Annotated in this window: 4 protein-coding genes and 1 pseudogene; 2 read left to right on the top strand and 3 right to left on the bottom strand. The window is 69.8% G+C overall.

Annotated elements, in window-relative coordinates; genetic code table 11:
- The 3 genes from B1964_RS23160 to B1964_RS23150 form a co-directional block, all read right to left on the bottom strand.
- On the bottom strand, nucleotides 1-1342 hold a 1342-nt coding region (locus B1964_RS23160; protein WP_079931433.1), incomplete at its 3' end, for an AarF/UbiB family protein.
- Between the two features lie 56 nt (nucleotides 1343-1398).
- Nucleotides 1399-1758: a metalloregulator ArsR/SmtB family transcription factor gene (locus tag B1964_RS23155; protein WP_020172626.1), complete on the bottom strand. Its 360-nt coding sequence runs from the start codon at nucleotides 1756-1758 to the stop codon at nucleotides 1399-1401.
- Between the two features lie 56 nt (nucleotides 1759-1814).
- On the bottom strand, nucleotides 1815-3065 hold the full coding sequence (locus B1964_RS23150) for an MFS transporter (protein WP_253194144.1): 1251 nt from the start codon (nucleotides 3063-3065) through the stop codon (nucleotides 1815-1817).
- 182 nt (nucleotides 3066-3247) lie between these two features.
- On the opposite strand from B1964_RS23150, the gene nadB reads away from it, so the two are divergent.
- Complete coding sequence (gene nadB / locus B1964_RS23145; RefSeq protein WP_079931431.1) at nucleotides 3248-4891, top strand: L-aspartate oxidase; 1644 nt, start codon at nucleotides 3248-3250, stop codon at nucleotides 4889-4891.
- A 159-nt stretch (nucleotides 4892-5050) separates the two neighbouring features.
- Nucleotides 5051-5393 (top strand): annotated as a pseudogene (locus B1964_RS23140) (hypothetical protein); the annotation flags it as partial.

Here is a 5393-nt window from a genome sequence, read left to right as displayed (position 1 = left end):
ACCGCGGGGCCAGCAACTTCATGTACTTCTCGACGTAGAGGAGTTGCTTGCCCACCAGCACGAGCTCGCGTGGCAGCCGGGCGTCGTGGGCGCGTGCGACGGCGGCGAGCTGACGGCCCAGATCGGTGTAGCTCATCGAGCCGAGGTCGGTGCTCGACAACGGCTTGGCGACCTTCTCTATGTCGGCACCGCCCGCGGTGGTCGAGCCCGGATTGCGTACCGCGCCGAGCAGGAAGATCGCGCGTCCGGCGGATTCGTAGTCGTTGCGCACGATCAGATCCACGACGAGCTGACGCAGGATGCGCCGGGTGCGCGGGGTGAACCGTCCGACGATGCCGAAGTCGAGCAGCACGAGCCGGCCCGCGTCGTCGACGAGCACATTGCCCGCATGCAGGTCGCCGTGGAACAGGCCACCGTGGAACGCCGACTCCAGAAGGGACAAAAGGAGATTGCGGCACAGCGCAACACCGTCGTGCCCGGCGGCGCGGACTGCCGCGGCATCGTCGATGCGGGTGGCGTAGATGCGTTCCATCGTCATCACACGGGCGGTGGTGAACTCGTCGTAGACGGCGGGCACACGCACCCGGTCGCCGAACGGGCCCGGGCGCAGGCATTCGTACCACTCGCGCATCGTCGACGCCTCGTTGCGGAAATCCAATTCGGCGTCGAGGCCGGTCGCGAAGTCCTCGACGACGTGCCGGGCGCTGAGCATGCGACCGTACTCCGACAGTTCGGCCAGCGCCGCGAACCGATCGAGGATGGCGACGTCGGGTGCCAGCCGCTCACCGATGCCCGGCCGTTGGATCTTGACGACCACCTCGGTGCCGTCGGCCAGCGTCGCCGTGTGGACCTGGGCGATCGACGCCGACGCGATCGGCTCGGTGTCGAAGGTCGCGAACACGTCCTCCGGCGGCCGGCCGAACTCCTCGATGAACAGTGCACGGATGTCGGCATCGTCGGCCGGGGAGACCCGGTCGAGCAGCGACTCGAACTCCGACGCCAGGGTCTCGGTGAAGACTCCCGGGCTCGATGCGATCAGCTGACCGAGCTTCACGTAGGTGGGTCCGAGATGCTCGAAGGTGGTGCGGACCTCGTGGGCTGCGCGTCGGGCCGTGCGCTGTGCGGTCGGCGGGCGCAGCCGCAGCGCGTCGGTGGCGGTGCCGAGCGCAAACCGGGCCACACCGGCCGTGGCGTGCACGGCCGTCGAGCCGAATCGGTAGGCCTCCGACAGCGGCGACACCGGTCGCAACTGCGTGCGCACCGATCCCTGCTCATGCGGATCGAGAAGACCGGAGGATTCCGTGCGGGGGGAGTTGACTAGGGGTTTGTTCATGATCGTCACCGCCGGCCAGTGTACCGAGCGTCACCTCGTCCACCCGGCTTGTGGGCGTCCGGGTGCTACTCGTGGGTGGGTTCTCCGGTGACGCGATGATCGGCGTGATTGATTGCCTCGGCGACGAGACGGCTCACGTGACCGTCGCGGATGCGATAGATCACCCGGCGGCCGTCCCGGCGGGTGTCGACGAGCCCGGTGAAACGCAGTTTGGCCAGGTGCTGACTGACCGCGGTACGTGACGCGCCGACCGCTGTGGTGAGCGCGGAGACATCGGCCTCACCCTCGGTGAGCAGCCACAACAGGTGCAGGCGTGTGGGGTCGGCGAGCATCGAGAAGGTCGACGCCGCGGTGCCGAGGAGCTCGGGGTCGGCGTGTACACGATGGTGCAGACTCGGCGTCGGCGAGTCGTCCTCGACCTTCATCTGACCTGGTCCACCTGACCTCACTTGCGGTGCGGCGGCTCGGGCGCGCCGTGAGGTCATCGTAGGGGAGAGATCGCGAGCCGCGCGGGCGACGACGCGGACTCGTCGACGGTGTCGGCCCGGCCGGTCCACGTCGCGAATCCGGTGGCCACCGCGGCCAGCGCGGCCAATACGCCGACCGTTCCGGCCGAACCGACGAGTGCCGGACCCCAGCCGGCGATCGAGTAGGTCAGCAGGAACCCCGCGTGCGACAACGAAAACTGCGCGGCGAAGACGTCGTCGCACACCGCCGTCGGGGTACGGTCGCGGATCAGCCGGGGCACGGTGGTGTTGACCAGTGAGGTGGCTGCACCGAGCACCACCCAGGTCAGTAACAGGGCCGCGGTACCGGGCTGTGCGGCCAGCCACCAGGCGGCGCCGGCCAACCCGACGGCACACGTACCCGCGCCGGCGAGCAAGACCATCGCCACCCCCACGCGTCGGGACAGCACGGGTACGAGCAGTGTCGCGACGAGCGATCCGCTGCCGAAGGCCGCCAGCGCGACGGCGACGGTCGAATCGCTGCCGTGCAGATCGGCGCGGACATAGACCACCGTGCCGACGAATACCACCGCGGTGGCCGCCGCGACGGCGAGGTTGGCCCACAGGATCCGACGGAACACGCGGTGGCCGAACATGATTCGCACACCCGAGCCGAGCCTGTCGACAAAGGTGGTCATCGTCGGAGAGGTGAGGTGGGTGCGGTGTAGGCCGGAGGAACGCACGAGCAGCGCCGAGCACACGAAACCGACTGCGGTGCAGGCGAAAAGCGTCGAGTAGGACCACACGGTCAACAATGCGGCCGCGAGTAGCGGGCTCAGCAGCGCCTCGAGATCGTAGGCGGCGCGCGACGCCGAGACCGCGGCGGTGTAGTCGACCTCGTCGGCAACGACGTGGGCCAGCGTCGCGGAGAACGTCGGCGTGAACGTCGCCGACGCCGTCTGCAGGGCGAAGATGAGCAGATAGATCTGCCACGTGTGCTCCACCCACGGCAGGCACGCCGCCATGGCCGTGCGGGTCAGATCCGCGCCGATGAGCACCCGGGCCGGGGAGAACCGCGCGAGTAGCGCGCGCATGACCGGCGCCATCACCACATACGCCACCATCTTGACCGCCAGCGCCGCGCCGAGGACCTGTGCCGCGTCATCACCGGCCAGGCGGTAGGCGAGTAGTCCCAGCGCGACCGTCATCAGTCCGGTTCCGGCCAGCGACACGATCTGCGCCAGATACAGCCGCCCGAACGTCGCGTTGGTGAGCAGGGTCCGCACCGAATGAACTGTACCCACATGTGCGCATCTGCGCACCTAAAAGATATGTCGTGCACACGCGATGGCGTAGAGTCCGCCGGGAGAGGTTTTCGACTGGGAATCGAAAACGTGCACCGCTGGTTGTTCGACACAGATTCCCGTCGCCGCAGCCGCTGTAACGGGAGCAAGGAAAGAGGTGGACCATGGCCATGTCGCGATCCGCCGACCTCGTCGTGGTCGGCGCGGGAGTGGCGGGTATCGCCGCGGCACTCACCGCACGGGCTGCCGGACTACGCGTCGTGTTGGTGCACAAGGGCCCGCGATGGCAGACCGACCGGACCGAACAGGCCACCGCCACCTTCTACGCGCAGGGTGGTGTCGCGGTGGTCATGCCCGACAACCCCGCCGACTCCGTCGATTCCCATCTCGCCGACACCCTGGCTGCTGGCGCAGGCCTCAGCGACCCCGCCGCGAGCCGCCCCATCCTCGACGCAGGCTGGGCGGCGGTCTCCGAATTGATCTCGTGGGGAACGCAATTCGACCGCGATCCCACCGGTGCGCTGGCCCGCACCCGAGAGGGCGGCCACCGGGTACGGCGCATCCTGCACGCCGGTGGCGACGCGACCGGCGCGGCCGTGCAACGCGCATTGTGGGCGGCGCTGGGCGAGGCGCAGGCCGCCGGCGGCATCGAATGCCTCGACGAATCGGTGGTGACGCGGGTGCTCACCGACATCGTCGGCCGTGTCGTCGGCGTCTCCTACGTCCGCGGCGGTGCCAACGGTGGGGTCGGCGAACCCGGCGTCGTGTCGGCGCCGACGGTCCTGCTGGCCACCGGCGGTGCGGGGCATCTGTATGCGGCCACGACCAATCCGTCCGGGGCCACCGCCGACGGAATCGCCCTGGCGCTTCGTGCCGGGGCCTGCGTCGCCGACCTCGAGTTCATCCAGTTCCATCCGACGATGCTGTACACCCCGGGAGAGCGCGGGCGCCGAACCCTGGTGACCGAGGCGATCCGCGGTGAGGGCGGACGGCTCGTCGACGCCGACGGAGCGTCGGTGACCGCGGGCGTGCATCCGCTCGGCGATCTCGCTCCCCGCGACGTCGTCGCCAACGCCGCGATGGCGGCCCTCGCCCGCACCGGCCATCCGTGCGTCTACCTCGACATTTCGGGTATCGATCGCTTCGCGGACCGATTCCCGACGGTCACCGCCGGCGTGCGGGCGGCCGGGCTGTCCCTCGACTCCGGCCTGATCCCGGTGGTACCCGGGGCGCACTACCAGTGCGGCGGCGTGGTCACCGACACCTTCGCCCGCACCGGTGTGCCCGGTCTGCTCGCTGCCGGCGAGGTGGCCCGCACCGGTCTGCACGGCGCGAACCGACTCGCCTCCAACAGCCTGCTCGAGGGCGTGGTCATGGGTATCCGCGCGGCCGGCGTCGCGGTGACCGACCGCGACGCGATCCGGGGCGCCGCCGTCGACGGGGTGCACGGTGACGAGGTGCGCGGTCACGAGGACCTACCCGCACTCGACCGCACGACCCTCCAGGATGCGATGAGCCGCCACGTCGCGCTGTGCCGCGACGCCTCGGGGCTCGCCGAGGTCGCAACGCTGCTGGAGTCGGCGCCGATGCGCCGGATCGCCGGGGTCGCCGACGCCGAGGACGCGTCGCTGACCCTGGCTGCCGGTGTGGTCGTGGCCGCGGCGGCCGCGCGCCGTGAATCACGGGGCTGCCACGTGCGTTCGGACTTCCCGCGGTCCGACGTCGACGCGAGGTCGAGGTATTTCGGTCTGGCACGAGGTGTGATTGCCGAGGTCGCCGACGCCGCGCCGGTGAGCGTCCCGGGGTAGCCCCGACGGGTCTTCCTTCGTACACTGACCGGCGGGGGTCGCGTTTTCTTACCGCACATGGTGACGAGCAGGCTGTCGGTGCGGCAACGTCCGCCCTCGGTGGACGACGCGTGGACCCACCGGGCACAGCGCGGTCGGACCGCGCGAATGGGAGGTTCGATGGACAGCGAGGGTTGCTGGTCGACGGTGGTCAGTACGGCTGCCGAACGCCGCGCGCTGGGACTCCCGGAGTCGGCCGGGTGGATGCTCGAATGTCGCCTGCCGATCGGTCACCGCGGCAATCACGCCACCGACAGCAGCACGTCGCCGCGCAATGATCGGCGATTCTGGCTGGAGTGGAACGACTTCGACCCGCACGCGCAGTCGCTGATCGAACGCAATCCGTGCCCGGTGCGCTCGCTGGAGAACGCCCCGTGCCTGTACTTCCACGGCCACCCCGGGCCGCACCTCTACGTCCGATCCAATGGTCACGCACCGACCGCGATGTCGGGGATGGCCGCGG

This window comes from Gordonia sp. i37 (assembly GCF_002043085.1).
In the GTDB taxonomy this organism is placed as follows: Bacteria; Actinomycetota; Actinomycetes; order Mycobacteriales; family Mycobacteriaceae; genus Gordonia; species Gordonia polyisoprenivorans.
The sequence above is the reverse complement of the archived record's forward strand: the minus strand, read 5'-3'. Positions and strand labels throughout refer to the sequence as shown.